The sequence below is a fragment of the Brevibacterium sp. CCUG 69071 genome, assembly GCF_021023135.1.
GTDB lineage: Bacteria > Actinomycetota > Actinomycetes > Actinomycetales > Brevibacteriaceae > Brevibacterium.
In genome coordinates this window covers 79,914-100,474 of sequence record NZ_PGFV01000009.1, presented here as the reverse complement: position 1 = coordinate 100,474, position 20,561 = coordinate 79,914, and the positions used below count along the sequence as shown (strand labels likewise).

Annotated in this window: 20 protein-coding genes; 9 read left to right on the top strand and 11 right to left on the bottom strand. The window is 61.7% G+C overall.

Translation table 11 applies throughout. The features are described from left to right. The first annotated feature begins 69 nt into the window (after nt 1-69). Entirely contained in the window at nt 70-1,884 is a 1,815-nt protein-coding gene (locus tag CV023_RS17895; protein ID WP_230748427.1) for a DUF5635 domain-containing protein, read from the top strand. Nucleotides 1,885-2,093: 209 nt separating this feature from the next. Here the strand turns inward: CV023_RS17895 and CV023_RS17890 are convergent, their stop codons facing one another. The 6 genes from CV023_RS17890 to CV023_RS17865 form a co-directional block, all read right to left on the bottom strand. Further along, the gene (locus CV023_RS17890) at nt 2,094-3,365 is read right to left on the bottom strand and encodes an MFS transporter (protein ID WP_230748426.1); all 1,272 of its coding nucleotides are present in this window, start codon (nt 3,363-3,365) and stop codon (nt 2,094-2,096) included. Between the two features lie 151 nt (nt 3,366-3,516). Continuing rightward, nucleotides 3,517-4,317, bottom strand: coding sequence for an ABC transporter ATP-binding protein (locus CV023_RS17885; RefSeq protein WP_230748425.1), 801 nt, complete (start codon nt 4,315-4,317; stop codon nt 3,517-3,519). Continuing rightward, entirely contained in the window at nt 4,310-5,161 is an 852-nt protein-coding gene (locus CV023_RS17880) for an ABC transporter permease (RefSeq protein WP_230748424.1), read from the bottom strand. The genes CV023_RS17885 and CV023_RS17880 overlap by 8 nt, the downstream gene beginning before the upstream one ends. Before the next feature lie 79 nt (nt 5,162-5,240). Further along, nucleotides 5,241-6,458: an FAD-dependent oxidoreductase gene (locus CV023_RS17875; RefSeq protein ID WP_230748423.1), complete on the bottom strand. Its 1,218-nt coding sequence runs from the start codon at nt 6,456-6,458 to the stop codon at nt 5,241-5,243. 102 nt (nt 6,459-6,560) lie between these two features. Continuing rightward, nucleotides 6,561-6,848 carry a DUF4287 domain-containing protein gene (locus CV023_RS17870; RefSeq protein WP_230748422.1) on the bottom strand — a complete coding sequence of 96 codons (288 nt, stop codon included), beginning with the start codon at nt 6,846-6,848 and terminating at the stop codon, nt 6,561-6,563. Nucleotides 6,849-7,064: 216 nt separating this feature from the next. After that, entirely contained in the window at nt 7,065-7,550 is a 486-nt protein-coding gene (locus CV023_RS17865; protein ID WP_230748421.1) for a pyridoxamine 5'-phosphate oxidase family protein, read from the bottom strand. 495 nt (nt 7,551-8,045) lie between these two features. Between CV023_RS17865 and CV023_RS17860 the strand changes: the two genes are divergently transcribed. Then, entirely contained in the window at nt 8,046-8,372 is a 327-nt protein-coding gene (locus CV023_RS17860; RefSeq protein ID WP_230748420.1) for a rhodanese-like domain-containing protein, read from the top strand. Nucleotides 8,373-8,383: 11 nt separating this feature from the next. Here CV023_RS17860 and CV023_RS17855 read toward each other — a convergent pair whose 3' ends face one another. Further along, nucleotides 8,384-8,539 carry a hypothetical protein gene (locus CV023_RS17855; protein ID WP_230748419.1) on the bottom strand — a complete coding sequence of 52 codons (156 nt, stop codon included), beginning with the start codon at nt 8,537-8,539 and terminating at the stop codon, nt 8,384-8,386. 75 nt (nt 8,540-8,614) lie between these two features. Beyond that, the gene (locus tag CV023_RS17850; RefSeq protein ID WP_230748418.1) at nt 8,615-8,884 is read right to left on the bottom strand and encodes a DUF3263 domain-containing protein; all 270 of its coding nucleotides are present in this window, start codon (nt 8,882-8,884) and stop codon (nt 8,615-8,617) included. 121 nt (nt 8,885-9,005) lie between these two features. On the opposite strand from CV023_RS17850, the gene CV023_RS17845 reads away from it, so the two are divergent. Together CV023_RS17845 and CV023_RS17840 are read left to right on the top strand one after the other, a co-directional pair. Next, the gene (locus CV023_RS17845; RefSeq protein ID WP_230748417.1) at nt 9,006-9,974 is read left to right on the top strand and encodes an NAD(P)H-binding protein; all 969 of its coding nucleotides are present in this window, start codon (nt 9,006-9,008) and stop codon (nt 9,972-9,974) included. Between the two features lie 225 nt (nt 9,975-10,199). Next, nucleotides 10,200-10,730 (top strand): Dps family protein, encoded by a 531-nt coding sequence (locus CV023_RS17840; RefSeq protein ID WP_230748416.1) that lies wholly within the window; start codon nt 10,200-10,202, stop codon nt 10,728-10,730. Nucleotides 10,731-10,995: 265 nt separating this feature from the next. On the opposite strand, the gene CV023_RS17835 is transcribed toward CV023_RS17840, so the two are convergent. Continuing rightward, on the bottom strand, nt 10,996-11,403 hold the full coding sequence (locus tag CV023_RS17835; protein WP_230748415.1) for a hypothetical protein: 408 nt from the start codon (nt 11,401-11,403) through the stop codon (nt 10,996-10,998). Nucleotides 11,404-11,497: 94 nt separating this feature from the next. Between CV023_RS17835 and CV023_RS17830 the strand changes: the two genes are divergently transcribed. Together CV023_RS17830 and pgm are read left to right on the top strand one after the other, a co-directional pair. After that, nucleotides 11,498-12,070, top strand: a complete 573-nt coding sequence (locus tag CV023_RS17830; RefSeq protein WP_230748414.1) for a MarR family winged helix-turn-helix transcriptional regulator — start codon at nt 11,498-11,500, stop codon at nt 12,068-12,070. 802 nt (nt 12,071-12,872) lie between these two features. Next, a complete protein-coding gene (gene pgm / locus CV023_RS17825) occupies nt 12,873-14,513 on the top strand; it encodes a phosphoglucomutase (alpha-D-glucose-1,6-bisphosphate-dependent) (protein ID WP_230748413.1) in 1,641 nt (546 codons plus the stop codon). A gap of 556 nt (nt 14,514-15,069) precedes the next feature. Here pgm and CV023_RS17820 read toward each other — a convergent pair. Further along, a complete protein-coding gene (locus tag CV023_RS17820) occupies nt 15,070-16,116 on the bottom strand; it encodes an LCP family protein (RefSeq protein WP_230748412.1) in 1,047 nt (348 codons plus the stop codon). Between the two features lie 167 nt (nt 16,117-16,283). On the opposite strand from CV023_RS17820, the gene CV023_RS17815 reads away from it, so the two are divergent. The 3 genes from CV023_RS17815 (at nt 16,284) to CV023_RS17805 (ending at nt 18,558) form a co-directional block, all read left to right on the top strand. Then, complete coding sequence (locus CV023_RS17815; protein WP_230748411.1) at nt 16,284-17,528, top strand: MFS transporter; 1,245 nt, start codon at nt 16,284-16,286, stop codon at nt 17,526-17,528. 245 nt (nt 17,529-17,773) lie between these two features. After that, nucleotides 17,774-17,986 (top strand): helix-turn-helix transcriptional regulator, encoded by a 213-nt coding sequence (locus tag CV023_RS17810; RefSeq protein WP_230748410.1) that lies wholly within the window; start codon nt 17,774-17,776, stop codon nt 17,984-17,986. A 5-nt stretch (nt 17,987-17,991) separates the two neighbouring features. Further along, a complete protein-coding gene (locus CV023_RS17805) occupies nt 17,992-18,558 on the top strand; it encodes a hypothetical protein (RefSeq protein WP_230748409.1) in 567 nt (188 codons plus the stop codon). A gap of 199 nt (nt 18,559-18,757) precedes the next feature. Here CV023_RS17805 and dld read toward each other — a convergent pair whose 3' ends face one another. Beyond that, a complete protein-coding gene (gene dld / locus CV023_RS17800; RefSeq protein WP_230748408.1) occupies nt 18,758-20,467 on the bottom strand; it encodes a D-lactate dehydrogenase in 1,710 nt (569 codons plus the stop codon). Nucleotides 20,468-20,561: the final 94 nt, after the last annotated feature.

The window sequence follows — 20,561 nt, the reverse complement described above, 5'->3', positions numbered from 1 at the left end:
TGGAAATAGATAGCGCCCCCAGACACTCACGACTACTTTGCATTTAGGTTCAGGTGTAAAGTGAAAGTCATGAGCGAACCGCAAAGGGGGTTTCCCTTTGAACCGGGGACCGAGCTGATGGCAGACCGTGCACGTTCTCGCGAGGCGGTGGAGGTCTGCCTGGAATCGTTGCGGACGGGCGCACTTCCTGACAGCGCAGAACGTCAGCGAGTGGATTTCAAAGAAGAAGCTGGACGCAGAGGAGTCGCCGGAAGTCTGCTACCTGGAGTTTCAGAGAACACTAAGGCCGCCGATCAGCTGGCAGATGAGGTCTCGGCTATGGCCAATACTCCTGGAGGCGGAGCGCTCATCGTCGGAGTAGAAGATCGCTCAGGGGACCTGCTCGGCACAGACTTGAACATTGAGTGGCTTCGCCAGCAGATCTACCGACGAGTTGAGGTTGCTCCAGAGATCGAGGAGCACATCGAGCAAGGGATCAGGCTGCTTGTGATCTACGCAGCTGAAGCTCGCGAACCCGTCGACGATACAAGCGGACGAATCCGCTGGAGGGTGGGAGCCGCCTCGGTGCCCGTCGACCGAGGGGAATGGTGGGCTCGACGTCAAGACCGAAGCGGCTGGGATTCCATGGCCAGACCGACTTCGTTCACCATAGATAGTGTCAGGCCCGAAGCAATTGCAGTGGCCCGGGATTACTTGGCCAGACGCGACACCTCGAATGACACTCAAGCTGACCTCGCTGCAGCTGCGCCTTCTGACATGCTGCGTCGCATCGGGGTGCTGAGCGTCGACGGTTATCTCACAGAGGCTGGAGCCTTGCTGTTCTGTCCTGCACCAAGAGCACGGCTGACATGGACCAGGCTAGATGTCGAAGGCGGCGACATTCTTGCCTATGATTCTGAATACGAAGGACTGAGCCTCCTGGAACAAATAGAGCGGGTAGAAGCACTTCTGGACGCGGCCAACGACAGAATCACCCTGCCAGGGGAATTCTCAGAACGCGCGATTCGTCAACTGCCATCGCGCTCGGCCCGAGAAGCCGTACTCAATGGAGTGGTGCATCGCGATTGGAATCTACAAGAGCCGACGACCGCGACTTGGGTTGAGGCCGACGCGTCGCTGACCGTTGTCTCCCCGGGTGGGTTCGTCGGAGGAATCTCAGCAGACAATGTCCTCACACAGCGCTATAGCCGGTATCCCGCATTAGCGGATGTTTCTCGAGCGCTCGGACTGGTCGATAAGCAGGGCGTCGGAGTCGACGGGATGTATCGCGAAATGGTCAGTATTGGACATCGTCCACCATTGCTCGTGGAGGAGCCTGGGCCGCGAGTGCGAGTACGCCTCGCAGGAGGTCAACCTCTTCTTCCCATTGTTCGGCTGACTTCAAAGATTCAACCGGCAGCCCGGCAACGAGACGTGCAAATTGCGCTTATAGTTCACACTCTCCTGAGAAGCCCGTTCACAACGGTGCAACGAATGTCGAAGATACTGCAGCGAACCGTCGACGAAGCTGCCGAGGCCCTCGAAATAGCGCACAGATGCGTCATCGATGGACAGCCGCTGATTTCCCCCCTTAAGAATGTGTGGACACTATCGAAGGAAGCCCGCCATATCGTTGGAGGGCAGGCCGCAGATCGAAAGATGCTGCAACGCCAGCGGGTGCTCTGGTTCATGGCACCAGGCGCCGAAGAGGCTTCCGAAATAGTCAGCCAATGGTTTGAGGTTCAAGACCGGATCACGTCGGGTGACTATTCCAAGTTGACTGGAATGACTCCGGCCGGAGCGAGGGGCGCACTTGATCGATTCGTCCAGGAAGGACGACTTGTTCGCGGAGATGCTGCTGGCCGTAACGCCCACTATCTTCCGCGTGGAAACGCAATAATTTAGCCGGGGACTTCTCAGGAAATGGGAGTTGAGTACCTCGGCCTTGCTCCAACAGGCGAGGCTCTTAAATAGGCAGCAGGCTGGCAGAACACGTTCTGCTTTGCTTCTGCGGCATATTCGAAAAGCAAAGTGAACCGCGCTGCTCAAAAGAGCTTTCCCTTTGTCACTGTGAACCATGTATCCAGCAGCTGGTCGGCCCGCCTCGGCGAAGATCAGCGCTGCTTGTACACCTTCCGGGCGGCGATGACGCCGATGAGGGAGAGCAGGGACAGTGCGGCGTAGTAGAAGCCGGGCACGGTCAGTTCGCCGGTGGCGCTGACCAGTGCGGTGAGGATGAGCGGGGCGAAACCGCCGAAGATCGCGACACCGAGGCTGTAGGCGATAGTCATGCCGGAGCTGCGGATCTGGACGGGGAAGAGTTCGGAGAGCAATGAGGGCATGGGGCCGAAGTAGAAGACCATGAACAGACCGACGATCGCCTCGCACAGGGTGAGAACACCGATCGAGGGGCTGGCGGTCAGCAGGATGAACATCGGCCAGGCGACGATGATGCCGGCGATGGTGGTCGGGATCATCACGGTCGTGGCCCCCACCTTGCCGGCGAGGGTGCCGGCGAAGGGGGCTCCGATGAGTGTGATGATGCCGGCGACGACGGCACCGGGGAACGCAGCCCACGGTTCAAGGCCGAGGTTGCCTACGGCGAACTGCGGCAAGTAGGTGATGAGGTAGACCGAGATCGTGGCCATCGCGATGATGAGGAACGCGGAGGCCAGGCGTCCGAGGTTCTGCCCGAGCAGGATGCGCAGGGGATTGTCAGCCTTCTCTGCGGCTTCGAACTCCGGGGTGTCGTCCATCTTCGCGCGGATGTACCAGCCGACGGGGCCGATGAGCAGGCCGAGGGCGAAGGCGACTCGCCAACCCCAGGAGTGCAGAGCGTCCTCGGTGAGGATGGAGCTGAATATCCAGGAGATGCCGGCGGCAAGGAACATCGAGATGCCCTGGGTCGCGGTCTGGAAAGAGGCGTAAAAGGCCTTGCCGCGTGTGGCATTCTCCGTCAGGAAGGCGGTGGCAGAGCCGAACTCGCCGCCGGCGGAGATACCCTGGATGATGCGGGCAATGGCCAGACCGATCGCCGCCCAGATGCCGAGCACAGATTCGCCCGGCAGGACGACGATGATGAAGACGCCGAGCGTCATCAGCCCGATCGTCAGAGACAGGGCTGCCTTGCGGCCGTGCTTGTCCGAGTAGCGGCCGATGATGACGGCACCCAAAGGTCGGACCACGAAGGTGATCGCGAAGGTCGCCCAGGTCATCAGCTGCGCCGATAGTCCCTCGCCCGGGTAGAAGGTCGCGGTGATGGACGTGGCCATGAACCCGAAGAGGATGATGTCGTACCACTCGAGGGCATTGCCCAATCCTGCCGCGACAACGGCCTTGCGGGCCCTCGCCTTATCCGCGCTCGTCTCTAGTGTCGGCGCACTCATCCGCATACCTCTTCATTGTTTCTGGGATGCGGGCCCCATTGCTCGTCACCCGGCTTGAGGCGGCCCGACCGGTCGCCTTGATGTCAGGGGATGAGTCTACTGCGGTCGTTGCCGGATGCAATCGGGTGTCTCAGTCGGTGGAGAGGAGGCGCTATTTGCCCTTATCGGCCTTGTTGAAGTCCTCGTACTCCTTGACGATGTCCTCGGTGGGGCCGTCGGCGGTGAGCACGCCCTTCTCGATCCAGATCGTGCGGTTGCATGTGTCCTTGATCGACCGCATCGAATGCGAGACGAGAAAGACAGTACCGGCGTTCTCCCGGATCGAACGGATCCGACCCTCGGAGCGGTCACGGAACTTCTTATCGCCGACGTTGAGCGCCTCGTCCACGATGAGGATTTCGTGTTGAACGGAGGTCGCGATAGCGAACTTCAGGCGCTGGGACATGCCCGAGGAATACGTGCGCATCGGCAGATTGATGAAGTCCTGGAGTCCGGTGAACTCGACGATGTCGTCGAACTTCTCCTCCACTTGGGAGCGGGTCAGGCCCAGGGCGAGGGATCCGAGCATGATGTTGCGGGCACCGGAAAGATCAGGGATCAGGGCGGCGCCGACGCCGAGGAGGTTCGGCCGCGAACTCGCATAGATCGACCCCTCGGAGGTCGGGGTGAGTCCCGTGATCGAGCGCATGAGTGTAGATTTGCCGGAGCCGTTGGTGCCGATGACGCCGATCGACTCGTTGCGGTGGGCGACGAAGCTGACGCCCTTGAGCGCGTGGACCTCTTGGATGCCGCGTTGGCGTTTGAGCATGCCGCCCCCGCCGCCGAGCTTGAGCTTCTTGCCCGTGGCCAAGGTCTTGTAGCGGACGTGGACGCCATCGCAGATGACGACGGGGTCATTGTGCTCGGTCACCTCGGGGAGACTGCCGGTGTTCATAGGGGTCTGCTCATTCATCACGACCGTACCTTTCCTCGGCCTGCCAGAAGAACACGAAGCCGAAGATGAAGATGGCGAAGGCCCAGATCGCCAGGTGCCAGAAGTAGTCGTAGGGGATGGCGCCGTCCTTCATCAGGATGCCGCGAGCGATGGCGAGCACGTTGTTGAGCGGCTGCCAGTCGGCGAAGGGCTGCAGGGCCGGATTGATCTTCTCGACCATGACCTTGAGGTCGAAGAAGACACCCGAGGTGTAGAAGATCATCCGGGAGATGAACGGGGTCACCTGGGACAGGTCACGGAAGTGAACGGTGACGCGGGCGAAGATGAAGGCCACGCCCTGGTTGAAGATCCAGAACAGAATGACCAGCGGGATGAAGAGGAGCCAGTCCCAGTCCGGTCGGGCTCCCCAGAGCATGACCAGCAGGGCCATGAAGATGAAGGTGGGGATGAAGTTGAGGAGATTCTGAAACACCGTAGCGATCGGCAGCACGATGCGCGGGAACGGCAGGGATTGAACGAGGGAGGCGTTCGAGATGATCGACTTCGCTCCCCCGTTCATCGAGGAGTTGAAGAATTCGAGGACGAAGACGCCGATGATGACGAAGGGGGCGAAGTCCGGCGGACGCGCCGTGGCACCCTGCATGATGAAGCCGAAGACCGTGCCGTAGATGAGGGCGGAGAATGCCGGGCGCAGCAGCACCCAGAGCATGCCGAGGCGGTTGCGTTCGTTCTCACTCTGCAGTTTGTACTTCGCAAGCGTGAAGGTGAAGTCGCTGCGCTGGATCAGCTGCTTGACGTACTCAGGCAAAGAAGGCCGTCCACCGACTCTGTCGAGTCCGTGCTCGGCAGCAAGCTTAGCCATATCCATGAACAGAAGAATCTCTCGTCGGCGACTGGGGTTGGAACAATCAAGAAGTCTACGTGATGAGACTATCGGTTTCTCACAGTCGGCTGTGAGCCTTGAGGTCGAAATCCGGGTCCTCGAGCTGGGCTCGGGTGGGAATCCAGTGACCCCCGAGTATCCGTCTGGCGGCAGCCTGCATGGGCGGCCAGTTCAGCGTTTCGACCCCGATGAGCCTCGAGTCCAGGGTTGTGCCGTCGAAGTGGAAGACCTGGAACTTCGCCCCGCTCGGGTCGTGCCTGATGATCGTGTCGGTGGCATCGGGGCTGGTCAGGCCTGCGGTGAACACCTTCTCCGGACCTTGGAAACTCCAGTGCCAGGGCACATCGTTCCAGTTCAGCGCCGCTGGGTCCGCGGTGTCGTCGGTCTCGGCCAGGATCACCTCGGCGAGGTGTCTGCCGTGGGATTCGGCCACGGGTTCGCAGGCCCAGGGACGGACGAGTGCGGCAGGGCCGGCAGTGATGCGCGCACAGTCGCCGGCGGCCCAGATACCTCGATGGTCTGTCGCCAATTTCTCATCGACGTCCCATGCCTTCCCTGGCCTGTCGCCGTCGATGGGGAGGGTGATCGGGCGGGCGCCGACGCTGGTGATGAACAGATCGTGAACTCCTGCCGGGATGTCGTCGGGGCTGGCCGTGTGGGTGACGAAGTCCACACCCGCGGCCCGGTGTTTGTCGAACAGTGCCTGCCGCACGGGCGCCGAGAGCTGTTTTCGCAGGGGTTCGTCGCCGCGCAGATAGACCGTGGCGCGGTGTCCGGCTGCCACCGCCGAGGCGGCGACCTCCATCCCGAGGTATCCCGAGCCCAGCACCCCGACGTCGAGGGTGCGAGTGGCGTTGGCGACCTGGGTGCGGACCCATTCGGCCTCGCCGAGGTTGTAGACCGGCAGCGCATCCGGGTATGCGGGGATCTCGGGCCGGTTGGCTTCCATCCCGGTGGCGAGGATGGCGTGGGTGAAGTCGAGGGCGCCACCCGAGTTGAGGTGGACTGTGCCGCGCACGCCCTCCCCTGCCACCGCCTCGGCGAGGGTGATCTCCGTGGCCGTGTCACGGACGAACGTGATGAGGTCGCGGTTCTCCAGGTGGTAGGGCAGGTGAAAGCGGGAGTCGTCGAAGAGGTGTTTGGACAGCGGCGGACGCTCGCAGGTCTTGCCCGCGTTCGGGTCGATGACGGTCACCGCCTGCCCGCGCTCGCTCAGCTGCCTGGCCGCGGTGGTCCCGGCCAGTCCCCCACCGATGATGACGATCTGCTTAGCCATGGTCCCCATGCTAGTCGGGGTGGGGTGAGTGCCGGGTCACCTCGGCCCAGGTGAGGTTCCGGGCGGTCAGGCGGGTGCCTGGGCTGGCTGGGGTCAGAGCCGTCAGGCGGGCCTGCTCGCCTTGCCATCGAGCCACAGCATGTCCGACTCGTCGCTGTGGGTTCCGCCGGTCCCGACGTGTTTGGCGTCGATCTGCGGGCCCATTTTGATGACGTGAACGAGCGCCATGCCGTGGCCGCGCCCGAGCCCGTAGTCGTTCTGAAGCCAGTCGAGGATGACCCCGGCCTTGACCGAGTCGTCGTAGCCGCGGTCCTTGGCGATGTCGACGAACTCGCGCGGGGTGAGTCCGGTCTTGTCTTCGATAATGTCGAGGTAGGCCTGGAATGACACGGCAGTTCCTTCCGGGTGCAGTGCCGGGCAATGGGTGCAGTGTCGGGCAACTTTGCTCGACGCCGGGGAGCCCGACTGCGGGCTCACATATGGTCAGAATAGCCTGTTCGACCCGCCATGCTGCCGAAAATAACGGAGACGACGAACCGGGACGGCCCGGGTGACCTCACCGAACCGCCCCGGAGATCGAGGTGTCTCTTTTCAGAGCGTCATCCCTCAGAGTTCGGTCGTGGAGCTCCCACCGCCGGTGCGCTGTCCGGTGACCTTGGCCTTGACGATCTGAGCCAACCCTGCGACCTTGCCGCCTTTGAGTCCCCAGTGCTGAGCCGAGTCTCCCGTGACCTTGATGAGGCCGACGTCGGGGTCATTGCGACCACCGTCGAACCAAGCGGCCACCGAGTCGCTCCAGAGTTCATCGATTTTGGCCTGATCATCGACGAATTCGACCCGACCGGCCACGGATAGCCAGTTTCCCGCCTCCGAGACGGTCACATTCACGTTCGGATTGTGCTTGAGGGCCGAGGCCTGGTCCCCCTGCAACCCGATGATGAACCAGATATCGGCATCGTCGGTGACCTGCTGCGGGACCATTGGGTGAGCCAGCAGCTTCCCATCGTCCAACGCTGTCGTCAGCATTACGTAGCCGCTGCCATCAAGAATTCTGATGACATCCTGCTGATCCAAGTCGTTGTTTGCTGACATTGTGTCCCTTCCTCGTGATTTCACTGTTCCTTCAGTGGCCAGATCGGGATCCGCACTGCCCACCACCGCCGCCGATTCGTCAACGGCCGTATGGGACCCGTCGGAGTTTCGGTAAAGCGTTGCACCCTGACTCTGCGCTGCCGCCTTGGCACGGGCCTCAACATTCTTCTCGGTGTAACCGACCTTCACACCCGAGTCGACATCAGAGGTGCCGCCGATCTTCTCCGTTGCCTTATCCAACGTCGCGGCGGCGTCGCGTGCGACGGATTCGCCTCGCGACTCACCCGTTGTATCTCTGTCATTGTTATTGCTCATCAGCAATCCCTCCCAGGAGTAGCGTGGACGTTGTGGTCATTCTTGCATCCGCGTGCCGGGCGAATCGCTTACAGCGTAAACACGATGGCTATTGCCAGGCAACATTCAGGCACCACCTGACTTCGGCATTCGTGGCCCAGCGGTGGTGTGGTCGCCCCCACTCGTGTCTACACTGATGTCATGGACGAAGATGCAGTTTCAGTCAGCGAAATCCCCGACGGTGCCGCCATCGTCGACGTCCGCGAAGACGATGAGTGGGAGGCCGGTCATATCGAGGGCGCGATCCACGTCCCCCTCGGCGATCTGCCGACACGACTCGATGACCTGCCCCTCGATGACAACATGTACGTCATCTGCCGCACCGGCGGCCGCTCGAACCGGGCCGTAGCCTGGCTGAACGACAATGGCTTCGACGCCTTCAATATCGCCGGCGGAATGGGCTCATGGCACCTGGACAACGGCAAACCCATTGTCTCCGAGAGCGGCGAGGAACCCTGGGTGAAATAGATTCGTGCTGCTCAGCCTGCCGGCTGCTTCTCCGGGTCGGGGATCTCCTCGTCGGGACGGCAATTGGGCAACCGTGACGCCGGCAGCGCCGCGGCCAGGCTGATTCCGGCAAGGGCGAGGAACTCAACCTGGGCGGTCGCCCGGGACCGGGGAATGTCGAGGGCCACTTTCTACCGCAGAGCCCGGGCCTTCCCGTCACAAAAAGAGCCAGGATCGAATAGCCCCGTCAACGAGCCCAACAATCAGTGAAGCAAACGCTGCCACCGTCTCTGCCGACGCTCGAAGGCGAAACGTTCAGAACGAAGACGCCGAACTCGCTCCACGACACTGGGAGCGTAGCTGTAGGCCGCGTCCGTATCCGCAAGACCCTCGAGTACACCGGAATACCGCCCGATTGGCAGACCGATACGCTCGCATAATGACTCGCGCTCGATATGCGAGGGCGATGTCTTCTCGATGTCGAGAATCAGACGATCATGCTTAGAGAGCTCATTGACAGTGCCTGGGACCATGACTCCGAGTGTGACACAGCCAAGCAACGAAAACGTTGATCATTAGAACGCGCTTCGCGCAGACAGGAGTACACTTCGAGAACCCCGCCGAGCAATGCCTGACTAACTGAAGTGAGGTCACATGCGAGTACTCGTCATCGGATCAACTGGCTACGTCGCCTCCCGACTCATCCCCACACTCCTCAAAGCCGAACACCAGGTCATCGCCGGGGCGAGGCGACCAGCGAAGCTTGATCGTTTCTACTGGTCCGATTCAGTCGAACGTGCCGAGATTGACGTTCTCGACGAAACCTCAATCATGAAAGCTCTCCAGCCAGACATCGAGGCCGTCATCTACCTGGTCCATGGAATGGACGGCATGAACTTCCGGGAAACCGATAGGAAGGCGGCCCGGAACCTCGTTTCAGCATTGCCGACCAGCAACGTCGAACGCCTTGTCTACCTCTCTGGCATCGTCCCTCAAGTAAAACGAGAGGCTCTCTCCGAGCATCTGATCTCCCGCCTCGAGGTCGAAGAAATACTCGCACAAGCAACACCCACGGTGATCACTCTGCGTGCCGCGATGCTCCTCGGCGCAGGGTCAGCAAGCTTTGATATGATGGCCGGCCTGACCCGACGGCTTCCCATCACAATTGTTCCGTACTGGATGGACCACCAAGTCGAACCGATCTCAGTTGAAGACGTGACTATGGCAATCGAGGGAGCCTTAACCGCGAGAATTCCCACTGGCCATTACGACGTCGGCGGCGGTCAGCGTTTCAGCTACCCCGACCTTCTCGAGCTCTTCGCTGAAGTCGCGGGCATTCACCGCGACCAGCTGCACCTCCCATCGTTACCCGAACCAGTCGTGGCGAAGCTTGTCGCCCGGATCACCAGTGTCGACACGGCCATAGCTGAAGCACTCGTCGAAAGTCTCCAGCAGAACATGGTCGCTACCGACGCGCGATGGACAAGTGACCTGATCAATAGGGATAGCAACTTTAAACCTTGCGGCATCCGTGAGGCGATCAGCCGATCGCTGAAGGACCCTGACGCCACAGTGCCCCCATCATCGCGGGACCCTCTCGGGCACTTGCCTGGCGACCACTAGAGACAGGCAACGTCGATGGCGGACTCAGGTAAGTAAGCCGGCTCCCGCCAGGCTCCAAACAGTTCAATGGCTTCAAGGGCAACTCATCGACACTCCAGGCCACTCGGGTCGCCAGGGCACAGGGATGTCTCCTTGCCGGGCGTTGAATCCGGGCTTATGTTTGCCCTATACAGAAATACAGGTAGTCTATCTAACGGTTAGATCATCTAATATTCAGGAGAGGTCATGTCGAACACAGTCACCGTTCCCGATCCCGCAGGATCAGAACTCACCAAGACCGAGAACGCCGAGAAAGGGTTTCTCGCCTCTGACGCACTGGCGAAGAACATGCAGTCAGTGCTCGTCGATCTGCTGGCACTTCAGTTGGTTGGCAAGCAGGCTCACTGGAATATCGTCGGACCCAACTTCCGCGACCTCCACCTCAATCTCGACGAAATCGTGAGCATTGCTCGCGAAACGTCCGATGATGTGGCCGAGCGGATGCGCGCCCTCCATGCGACCCCGGACGGTCGACCCTCGGTGATCGCAGAGCAGAACTCGCTTCCAGAGTTCCCGCAGGGAGAGATCCTCACCAGCGACGCAGTCAACTTGGTGACCAAAGCAATCGAGGCGACCGTCGGAACCATGCGAGACGTCCACGACGAAGTCGACGAAGCGGACCCAACTACCGCTGACATCTTGCACGAGGTCATCGATAAACTCGAGCAGCAGGCATGGTTCGTTAGCGCGGAAAACCGCACCCCCCGGCAGCGCTGAGTTAGCGGAACGCGGCGGAGTCCAGGCAACGATAATTGCGTTGCACGGGCGGGGTGGCGCAGCTCAGACATTCGACGAGTTGCGCCACCAACTCGCGGGCGAGGACTTCTTCGGCCGCGACGTGTCAGGGTTCGGCAAACTCAACACCGCCGCCGGTGGCGGTGACATTCGAGTCCGAAAGCAATCTCGATTGAACACAGCTTGTTAGGTGTGGGCGCGAAAGAAGGCGAGTCGTTTAACGACTCGCCTTCTGTTTTCGCATATGTCAGGCTGCGGCCACCGCCCCATCGCCCTGGAGGCCCTCGAGGGACTGAGTGGAGCGGGATGCGCTGCCAATCGAAGTCAATTCTTCGGGGGCCACCGAGAATTCGATGCGCTTCTCTGAGGCCACTACTCCCGCGCTGACCTCGAGGCGCGGGATGATCTCATCGGTGACACGTCCGATGAGAGCGACGTAGTCCGACCCCTCGGTCAGGGTCACATGCACGTCGAGAACCGACTCAGCGGCAACCCCGAAGAAGGAGAACGTCGCGCGAACAATGCCATCGATCTCAGCTGCCGCATGCTCCGCGTACGTGCAGGCACCGGTCGCGGAGAGATCCCACATGAGGCGCTTGAGCGGGTCGGCACATGGTTCGGCCTTGGTAGTCTCAACCGTCGAATCTGCCGCCATGATGATACCCGCCCCTTGATATTTTGATACAATCGATAATCTAACAGTTAGCTAGGCTAACAGTATCACGGATGGTTCGAAAGGAACTGGCGAAATGTCCTTACACGGATCTTCGGCAACCAGTGGTTACTGGTATTCCGAACGGGGAGTCGAGTCTGCTGACTCAATCGAGCTGCTCAATGAGCTGCGGCGCTATCGCGAGTCCAACGCCAGGATGCGCTCCAAGGTCAGGCAGGACATGGGGATGGGCGAGAAGGACCTCTTAGCGTTGCGTCTCCTGCTCTCGGCTCAGGCTCAAGGGCGTGTGATTCGTCAGCGTGAGTTGGCGCAAAGTCTCTCCATCCAGCCCGCCTCGGCCAGCGCTCTCGTCGATCGCCTGATCAAAGACGGCTATGCCGAGCGCGCCCCCCACCCGGATGATCGACGCTCAATAGCGGTGAAACCGACGGCGTTAGCCAGTGAGGATGTACGCCACACCTTGGTAGACATGCATGCCCGTATGCTCAATGTCGCTGACTCCATGACCCCCAAGGAGCGCGGCGTTGTCACCCGATTTCTGCGCGATCTCAATCACGCGATAGACCAGCATCCCGACGACCCCGAATCGCCGGCCCAGAGTTACGTCGAGATGCGCGAACATGCGCGGGAATCAGTAGAGGTTCAATGAAGATTTTCGACTATGCCGCAGCCTCGGGAACCTCAACCGCAGTGAGAGCGCACACAGACAGGAACATATACCGCCGCCAATAAGCGCGCGAGCAACTCCAAGCAACGAGCACGGGGCCGGCGGCGGAAGATGGTCAATGCTGGAGCTCCAGGCACGAACTCTTGAATCTGCCGACCGCACTCATCACGGCCGAGCGGTTTAGGCACATCGATATCGCTGGAACGCAGCGCTTCGACGGATGGCACCTCTGAGGTCGTTGACTTAGACTACGGCGTACGCACATTCGCGCCGATTCTGACGACAGTTCCGCTGGCGTTCCCGGCGCCCAAGGGAGGCGCGGTATCTATGCACCTTCAAGAACTCCCATTAAGCCGGATAGCTCGGCCTTAGGACCAGGACGAGCGCAGGGTGTTCTGCTTTGAGGCGTTCGGTCGCGACGGGGAGAAACCGACCCTCAGTGTCGTCGGCGGTACCGCAGCAGCTGCAGCAGAAACTCGCGCTAAGTTAGAGCAGTCCGCAGGGGGCAAAGGTGAGTCAGACAGCGGTTGTGTCGAACGAGCATTCACCGATAGAGCCGTGATCGGCAGACATCTCGGCATCCGAAGGGCTCAAAAGTCCTCCCACGCTGCGATGGCACGCGGCCATAGGAAAGGGCGCGACCAGCGAGATCATCGGGGAGCTCGCGCCTCGGAGTCCGCACTGCCTGCCATCTGGGTCGCCTCAGTCCGGCCGCTGAGTCCACGATGCAAGAACTCATGGCCCGTGACTGTGTGCAGCCGCCGGACTTTGGCAAGGTAGGACCATGACTACTCGCGCCGGCCAGCTGGCCCAGGATCGGGATCTCGTTGACATCCCCGCACTGCTCGACTCCTATCACGACCTTGTCCCTGATCCCTCGGTGCCCTCTCAGGCCGTGAGTTTCGGGACTTCGGGACACCGTGGTTCGAGCTTCAACCGTTCCTTCAACGAGGCCCACATCGCCGCGATCACCGCAGCGATCGTCGACTTTCGCAAGGACAAGGGAATCCACGGGCCCATCTTCCTCGGTCGGGATACTCATGCGTTGAGCGAACCGGCGTTCCTCACCGTCCTCGAGGTGCTCGCCGCCGCCTCGGTGCCCGCCCTCATCGATGAACGCGACGGGTTCACCCCCACACCGGCCATCTCGCATGCGATCCTCGGGTTCAACGCCGGCAAGTCCCGCACCGACGCGCAGGCCGACGGCATCGTCGTCACCCCCAGCCACAACCCGCCTTCCGACGGCGGCATCAAATACAACCCGCCTCACGGCGGACCGGCCGGGTCGGAGACGACGAACTGGATCGCCGAGCGCGCCAACTCCTACCTGGCCGCCGGGTGGGAGAAGATCCCCCGCACCCCGTTCCAGCGGGCCTTCCATCTCGAGAACACCAAGAACTTCGACTATGTCGACAACTATGTCGCCGACCTCGAATCGGTCATCGACCTCGACGTCATCCGGGGCTCGGGCATCAGGATCGGTGCCGACCCCCTCGGCGGGGCCAGTGTCGACTATTGGGCGGCGATCGCCGAGGACTACGACCTCAATCTCACCGTCGTCCATCCCGACATCGACCCCACGTGGTCGTTCATGACTCTGGACTGGGATGAGAACATCCGCATGGACTGTTCCTCCCCCTACGCCATGGCCGGGCTCATCGCCTCCCGCGGCGACTTCGACATCGCCACCGGCAATGACGCCGACGCGGACCGGCACGGCATCGTCACCCCCGACGCCGGGCTGATGAACCCCAACCACTACCTGGCCACGGCGATCGACTACCTTCTCGACAACCGCCCCGACTGGCCGACCGGAGCCGGCATCGGCAAGACCCTGGTCACCTCGTCGATCGTCGATCGCATCGTCGACGCCCACGGGCGCAGCCTCACGGAGGTTCCCGTCGGCTTCAAATGGTTCGTCCACGGTCTCCTCGACTCCACCTTGGCCTTCGGCGGTGAGGAATCCGCCGGAGCCTCCTTCCTGCGCCGAGGCGGCAAGGTGTGGTCGACGGACAAGGACGGCATCATCCTCTCGCTCCTGGCCGCGGAGATGACCGCGAAGACCGAACAGACTCCCTCCCAGCGCTATGCCGGGCTGGCAGCGAACTTCGGCACCAGCGCCTACGCTCGCCAGGACGCTCCGGCCACCCGGGAGCAGAAGGCTCGCCTGGGAGCCCTTGACGCCTCCCAGGTGAGCGCGAAGACCATCGCCGGTGAAGCCGTGAACTCGGTGCTCACCTCGGCGCCTGGGAACAACGCTCCCATCGGCGGACTCAAGGTCACGACGGACAACGCCTGGTTCGCCGTGCGCCCCTCGGGCACGGAAGACGTGTACAAGATCTACGCCGAGTCCCTGCGCGACGAGGACCACCTGCGCGCCGTGCAGCACGATGCGCGGACCCTGGTCGACGGGGTGCTGGAGTAGAAACAGCTGTCGGAGTAAGGACCCTGCCACTTCCCCATCGGACAGATCGGAGTTCCCGGTCACGATGGGGTATTACTGTACTGACGAAAACGGTGCATTCAAGTTTCGTCCACGCCAGAACACCAACGCTGAGCTGAGACGCATGCGGCAGCGTTCGTGGTGGTCGACGAGCAGGGCCTGTTGTTCTGTCGTGGGTGCAGTCAGAGCCTGTATGCATACCCGCCGCGGAACTGCCGAATACTCGCCACCCGGCTGTTACACGCTTCCAGCCTCCTTCCAGCCGTCGTTGTCCCGACTTCAACCACGAGGACAAGACTGGTCGGCACCGAGCGTGTCATCGCCTCCTCGGTGACAGCGCAGAGGGGGAGGGATTGACAACTCGAGCACCACCATTCGCACAAGCGCGCCAGAGAACTCTTCGCAGAGGCCTGGACCGCGGCAATGGCACTTCCTGCAGCTGTCACTGACACTGTGGCTCGTCGTGCTCAGCCCCGAAACGCTGCAGCCCCTCACCAGTCGGAACCGGTGCGGGGCTGCAGTCAGCGTGACGGAGCGTTTACAGGTGCGCCTCCGGGGCATTCTGGACGTAGTCGGCAAGGGTGTCGTTCTTGTACGCGTCGCGGACCTTCTCCAACTCGTCCTCATCAACGTTGACAATCGACTGACCGTCACTTGATGTGCCGACGCCTGCCGTTGGTGCGGTGAAGAACTCGATGTCGCCGGGGCGGACGTCGCGCATCCCGAACGCGGTGGCCGAGATGTACTGCGCGTCGAGGCCGGAGTCGACATACATGTAGGGAGCGAAGTTCTTGACCATGTCCTGGATCTTCTTCGGATTCGACAGCGTGTCCGCTGAGATGATCTCACTGGTCAGGCCCTTGATGAAAGCCTGCTGATTGCGAGCACGCTGGAAGTCGCCGTCCTTGAACTGCTTGCGTTCGCGCACGAAGGTCAGCGCCTCATCGCCGTTGAGGATGTTCTCGCCTTTGCTGAAGGTGTGCCCATTCTTCTCGAATTCCTGCTCCGAGTCCACACGTACTCCGCCGAGGCTGTCTGTCAGCGCTTTGAAGCCCTCGAAATCGATGATCGCCACGTGGTCGAGGTCGGTGCCGATGAAGTCCGAGACCGTGGACACGGCCAGCGGCAGTCCGCCGTAGGACAGGGCGGCATTGATCTTGGCCTTGCCGTGGCCTTCGATATCGACCCAGCTGTCACGAGGGATCGACATGACCTGCACGTTCGACCCGGACTCGGGCAGGTGCATGACCATGATCGTGTCCGAGCGCAGTCCGCGGGAGTCGTTGACGTCGACCTGATCCATCGGCTCATCGGAGCCGAGCAGCAGAATGTTCGTTCCGCCCTCATCATTGCGGTCGGCTTTCTGGGAACCGAAGACCTGTTCATCGGAGAGCTTGTTCGCGTTGTTGTCGAACGAGCGGCCCACGTTCCACACGTAGAGGCCGATGCCGAGCACGGCGAGGATGACGATGATCAGGATCGCCACGAGGACCTTGCGCCAGACGCGTTTCTTCTTGCGTCGAGGTCGCTGCGGTTCGTCGTTCTGGCGATCGAAGAGATCATCGAAAGTAGTGTTGTCCGTCATCGGCGCTCCGAGGTTTCAGTCGATTCGGCGCTTCGCGCCGTCAGTTCAGTGAGCAATCTCGGCTATTGTACCGGGCATCACAGAGTTTCGGACGTGGTGACCCGATTCACCAGTGATCACGCTGAGTTCTCCTGGTGGTCACGCGGCGCCGTGGGTAGACTTTGCTGGTGTTCAAGAACTATCGGGAAATCCTTTCGCTTCCCGGTGCTCTCAAGTTCTCCTTGGCCGGTCTTGTTGCACGTATGCCCATTGCAGTGCTGGGCCTGGGAATCGTCCTCTTCATTCAAGGCGTCAGCGGCTCCTATGGTCTGGCCGGCATCGTCGCCGCCGTCTTCATGATCGTCCAAGCGATTGCGGGCCCCGGGATCGCGCGCTTCGTCGACCGCTACGGCCAGGCACGGGTCATGGTGCCCATCGTCATCATCCACCTGGCCGGGCTGCTCCTGCTCATCCTCTCCGTCTACCTCGACTGGTGGACCGGGTTCGTCTTCGTCTTCGCCGGCATCGCCGGAGCCACCGTCGGCTCCGTCGGTTCGCTGGTGCGTTCGCGCTGGTCGCACGTAGTGGGTTCACCCAAGCAGCTGCAGACCGCGTTCTCCTGGGAATCTGTGGCCGATGAGCTCCTCTTCGTCTCCGGGCCGGTGCTCGCCACGGTCATGGCCACGGCCGTGTGGCCGCCGGCCGGCATCATCCTCTCGATGCTTTCCACCGCGGTCGGATCGACGCTGCTCTACATCCAGAAATCGACCGAACCTCCGCCGGTCGAGCGCACCACCGAGGCCCGCGGGCACGTGTTCTCCAACCCCGGCATCTTCACGATCATCCTCGTCAACGTGTTCCTCGGCGTGAACTTCGGAGCCATCGACGTCATCGCCGTGGCCTTCTCCGACGAGTTAGGGCTGAAGCCGCTGGCCGGCATCCTGCTCAGCGCCTTCGCCTTGGGCTCGCTGATCTCTGGGGCACTCTACGGTTCACGGAACTGGACTTCGGCGACGCATCATCGGTTCGGATTCAGCGTCTCGCTGCTGGCGATCGGCGCGTGCTCCATGCTTCTGGCGCAGAGCATGCTCTCCTACGGGATCATCCTCTTCCTCGTCGGGTTCACGATCGCCCCGAGCCTCATCGGGGCGAACTCGGTCATCGAACAGCTGGCACCGCCCAGGCGCCTCACGGAGGCCTTCGCCTGGCTGGGAACATCACTGGGCTTCGGCGTCGCCTTCGGCTCGGCGATCGCCGGCAACATCATCGATGCGGCGAACGCGAAGACCGCGATGCTGCTGCCCGCCGGCTGCGCGCTCATCGGTGCGGTGCTGGCGCTGTCTCTGCTCAAGTTGCTCAACCCGACCCGCTCGAGCCACGAGGTGCGCCTGGCCAAGGACCCCCGCCGCGTGCGGGTGGACGGCGAGGAGTAGACAGCGAGGGGTGGGGGCGCGCGGTCGCGTCCGGCGGCGGGCGCTTCGCTGATCGCCGGCCCGGTTCCCGAGGCGCGAAAACGGCCCTGTCCGCTTAATCATCGCAAGAGTGACGCTCCCTACAGTTGCACCGGTAGGAAGTGTCACTCTTGGTGCGTAGTGCAACCATGTGTCAAGAATGTTTGACATCAAATGTCAAGAATGTTTTACTCATAATGTAAAGATTCATTGACATCAGGAGTGGCATGGAAGTTCGCACCTCGAACCTCAAACAGGTTCGCAAGGCAGCGGGCCTCACTCAGGCCCAGCTGGCCCAGTCCACAGGCGTTTCGCGACAGACGATCATCGCCACCGAGCGCGGCGACTACGCCCCCAGCGTCTATCTCGCACTGCGCATCGCCCAATCCCTCGAGACTACCGTCGAAGAGATCTTCTCGCTTCAGGAGGAACCATCATGAAAACCATGAGCGACAAGAAGAAACCCACCAACGAACTCGCCAACCGGATCGCCGGTTTCAACGACCCCTCTATGGGCGATGAACGCGAACGGGACGTGATCCTGCGTGCCTACACATTCGGTGCCGTCGTCTCGACGTATGTGTTCTTCGCACTCGGGTTGCTCTTCGCGATCCTCGGCGCCGGAATCTGGAGCGCGCTCATCATCATCGGTTCTCTCGTAACCAGCATTGCCATTTCGTCATACTGCAATCGTGAGAATGTCGATTTCTCGATGGCCATGGCTCGCGTCTCGCCGAGGCGCCTGGTCATCGGCAACATCGTCGGCGCCGTCTTCGCCATCGTTTGGGTCGGCGCAATCGTCTTCCACATGAGCCGGGGATACCCGCTCATCGATGCCGGCATGGGAGCAAGCACGACGCTCGGCGTCTCGACCGGCACGTACTCCATTGTGTTCGGCGCGGCCGTCGGATTCATCGTGGCAATCACCTTGATGACGATCTCACGCTTTCGCAAGATCAAGCAGGCACGCGCCGAGGCGGCCCGGGCAGCCGAGATCGAGGACGAGGACTGACACTTCGGCAGCCACGCGAACAGCGCGTGAGCGCCGCGAGCTCAGCTACAACCGCATGAGCGCCGCAGCCCCACCTACAACCTCGTGAGCGACGCCTTCCCAACTACAACCTCGCGAGAGTGACATAACCACCCGAAGCACCGGGTGGTTATGTCACTCGCTGCAGGAGAAGCGTGCGAAAGGCGCGAGCGAGCGCCGCTCAGGCCCAGTTCTTATGTGGGGACGTCTCTCCGACGCCGGGGTTGAAGACGTTGCAGGGGTCGAGTTCCTTGAAGTGGGCTTCCATCTCCGGCGGGATCCGGTAGAGGCGACCGTAATTATGCTCGGCCGGGACCGCAGCTCCCCGGGCCTCGAGCAACTCCGTCATCTGCTTCTTCAGCTCCACCGGGTCGACGCCCTTCTTCGCCACATGGTCCTGGTGGAAGACGTGACAGAAGAAGTGGCCGTAATAGGAGCTGATGTGCAGCTGGTCGGCGATCTCCTCCGGCAGCACCTCGAGCCAGTCGTCGTCGTCGCGGCGCAGTGCCACGTCGAAGGTGATCATGCCCGAGGAGTCCTCACGATTGAGGTTGAAGTACCGGGTCGCGGCACTCGCGGCGCCGAAGCGATGGAGCATCGCGGACTGGGCCTCATCGGGAGTGCAGATGAAGAAGTCACCATCCTGGGCCGCCTCGGCGAAGAAGGACTCGAGGAACTCTTCGGTGTCAGCCTTGTCGTCACCGCTGACTACGAGCAGCAGGTGGTGTTCGTACCGGTCGCGGTAGTCGAGCATCCGCGTGGGCAGCTGATCGGGAAGCAGACCGAAGGCCTTCTGCGCGATCGTATCGGCGACGGTCGGGCCGAAGAACGGCAGCTTCGCGAACACTCCGTTCGCCCAGTTCTTCAAGGCGAACAGTTGGACCTGCTGGCGGCTGCCGGCGTGCTTGACGGAGACGAACGTGTCCTTGCCGTACTCCTCGGCGAGGTCGAATGAGGGCCTGCCCATGTACTCCCCCGAAATCGGCAACGGCCGGTCGGAGGCGAGGATGGCGCGGCGCAGGTCTTCGAGAGTCCCGGGTTCGTTGGTGCCGATGTAGAAGGTGGTCGGGTCCTTCTGTTTGGGGAAGGTGCGGACGCGGACGGCGAAGACCATCAGTTTGCCGGCCGAGCCGGAGGCTCCGTGGAGGAATTTCGGGTTCGCGTTGTAGCGGGCGGGCGAATCGGCGATCTCGCGCACGTGGTCGCTGTATTCGGTGTCGAAGGTGTCCTCGGGCGGCGGGGTGACGTCGGCGGGGTTCCAGTCGCCGCGTTGGAGTCTGTCGAGGATGTGCGCGGGATCCTTGCCGAGTTCGACGCCGAGGTGGTTGACGAGTTCGACGTGGCCTGACTCGTTGACCCGGGCAAAGATCGCGTATTCGGTGAATGCGGGGCCTTTGCGGATCTGACTGCCGCCGGAGTTGTTTGCGATGCCGCCGACGACCGAGGCCCCGATCGAGGACGAGCCGATGACCGAGTGCGGTTCGCGGTCGTAGGCGGCAAGGGCGTCTTCGAGTTCGTAGAGCGTCGACCCGGCCAGGCAGATCGCTTCGCGGGCGTCGTTGATGAGGTGGATGTCGTCGATGCGCAGGGTGGAGATGATGACGATCTCACGGTCGTAGTCCTGGTCGCCGGGTCCGGAGCCACCGGTCAGTCCGGTGTTCGCGGACTGGGTGATGACGATGAGGTCGTGATCGACGCAGACTTGAAGGGAGCGCCACATGTCGACGAGGCTGCCCGGCCGCAGCACCGCGAGTACATTCCCGCCGCCGAAGCGGTTGCCCTTGGCATAGGGTTCGGTGGCGCGAGCCGAGGTGAGCACATGCTTACTGCCCACGATGTCGATGAGGGCGCTGACCGCCGGTGACGAATTCTTACGCTGACTTCCGAACATTGTTTCCTCACAATCGGGTTGTTAGCGGCTACCTGACATCCTAGACAATGGGAGAGAACTGAAATACGCGAGGGTTCGCGATTCTGGCTCTGAA